This is a genomic window from Mesorhizobium sp. M7A.F.Ca.AU.002.02.1.1, from assembly GCF_003998535.1.
Lineage (GTDB): Bacteria > Pseudomonadota > Alphaproteobacteria > Rhizobiales > Rhizobiaceae > Mesorhizobium > Mesorhizobium ciceri.
On the sequence record NZ_RZPB01000941.1, the window covers coordinates 1 to 2,006 of the forward strand.

General features: G+C 62.1%; 2 protein-coding genes. One reads left to right on the forward strand and one right to left on the reverse strand.

Features of this window, described 5'->3' with window-relative positions; genetic code table 11:
* Positions 1 to 324, forward strand: a 324-nt coding sequence (locus EN879_RS33575; RefSeq protein WP_164774749.1) for a DnaJ domain-containing protein, incomplete at its 5' end; no start/stop codon positions are given.
* A gap of 46 nt (positions 325 to 370) precedes the next feature.
* Here EN879_RS33575 and EN879_RS33580 read toward each other — a convergent pair.
* A complete protein-coding gene (locus tag EN879_RS33580; protein ID WP_013531777.1) occupies positions 371 to 1,780 on the reverse strand; it encodes a D-alanyl-D-alanine carboxypeptidase in 1,410 nt (469 codons plus the stop codon).
* Between the last annotated feature and the right edge of the window lie 226 nt (positions 1,781 to 2,006).

Sequence of the window (2,006 nt, forward strand, 5' to 3'; positions counted from 1 at the left end):
TTGCAGCACCTCTACCGCGAACTCTCCGGTGATCCGGAGAGCCGGCAGTTGCTAGAGACGTATCTTGACGGCAGATTTCCCGTCTGGCGCAAAAACACTGAGACGAACGGTGGCGAAGGGCTGGGTGTTGCGCCAGGTCCGGGCGCCATGACTAAGGAGGAGGCCTACAAGGTCCTTGGTCTTGAAGCGGGGGCCGCCGCGGCGGATGTCCGCAAGGCGCACCGCCGCCTGATGCAGCGCCTGCACCCCGATGTCGGCGGCACGTCTTTCCTGGCGGCGCGGATTAACGAAGCCAAGGACGTCTTGCTCTCCAATCACAACTAGTCTCCTTCGACGCAGAATTTTTCCGGGAGATGATTTCCACGCCGTCCTACTGCTGGACGGCGTAGCACTCGATGTTCTTCTTCTTCAAAGCGGTGCAGGCCTTCCAGGCGGCGGTCTTCGAACCGAAGCCGCCGAAGCGGGCGCGATAGTAGGTGACGCCGTCCTTGTCGAAGGCGACGGTGAAGCCGGAGGCGTCGGCCAGCACCTTGGGCGCCTGCTTGGTGGTCTTGTCGAGGAAGGCCTGTGCCTCGGACTGCTTTGGCGACGAGGCGACCTGAATGGCCCAGCCCGACGGCACCGACGCCGTGTTGACCGGATCGACGGCCGCTGGTGTTGGCTCGGCATAGGCAGCGACGACCTGGGCCGTCGCGACCTGGGGGGCTGAAACGATGACGGTCTTGACCTTTCTGGTCTTGACGACGGGGGCTGCTTCTTCGGCCTGCGGGGTATCGTCTTCCGCGACCGTGGCGTCCTCGGCGACGGTGGCGTCGTCCTGCGCCACAACAGGCTTGTCATCGGGCGTCGGAGCGTCATGCTTGGGCAGGAGAACCTGGGCGAGGGCGGTGACCGGGTTGTTGCCGCCGGCCTTGGCCACCAGATCGCCACCGCCGCGAGTCGATGCCCTCGGCAGATAGGTGTTGATCAAGCTGGCCATCTGATTGTCGCGGCTGCGGCCGGAACTGCCGCCCATGACCACGCCGACGATGCGGCGATTGCCGTCGGAAACCGACGAGACGAGGTTGAAGCCGGAGGCGCGGGTGTAGCCCGTCTTGATGCCGTCGACACCCTTGATGCGTCCGAGCAGGCGATTGTGACCGTTGATGCGCTGACGCCCGTAGAGGAAGGAGCGCTGCGAGAAATAGCCGTAATATTGCGGAAAATGTTCGCGCAGCGCGATGCCGAGCGTCGCCATATCGCGCGCGGTGGTGAACTGGCCAGGGTCTGGCAGGCCATTGGCGTTGCGGAACACGGTGCCGTTCATGCCCAGCGCACGCGCCTTGGCGGTCATCATGCGGGCAAAAGTGGTTTCATTGCCGCCGAGCATTTCGCCGAGCGCGGTGGCCGAGTCATTCGCCGACTTGGTGACGATCGACAGGATCGCGGTCTCGACCGTGACCGAACCGCCCGGCTTCACGCCAAGTTTCGTCGGCGCCTCGGCGGAGGCCTTGGCGGAAAACACCACTGGCGTATTCCTGCTGATCTTGCCCTTCGCCATCGCTTCGAAGGTCAGGTACAGCGTCATCATCTTGGTCAGCGAAGCTGGATAGCGCCTGCCGTTGGCATCTGCGGAGTAAAGCACCTTGCCAGTCTTGGCATCCACGACGATGGCCGCCTGCTTGGCCGCCAGCGACGAGGCAACGTCTCCAAAAACGAATGTCATCGCCAAGGCGATGATCATCATCGTTTTGAGAGGGGAGGTGGATTTGGAAACGATGCCCAACAACGCCTTACGCACTGGTACTTCCCTTGGATTTCTTCGTTGCGTTGGAGGCGGCAAAGGGTCCTGCCTCGCTTCCGGCCAAGCTACCGGCGCAGCGTTACCAATCCGTTTATGGTAACCGCCGCGTTCACCATTTTCTTCGTGCTTGAAGCTCTCTTTATTCGATTTTTAGCCATTGGCTGCGCAGGCGGGTCCGCGAGCCCGCGAAATCTTGACTTTTGTGCGGCGCACAATATATTAT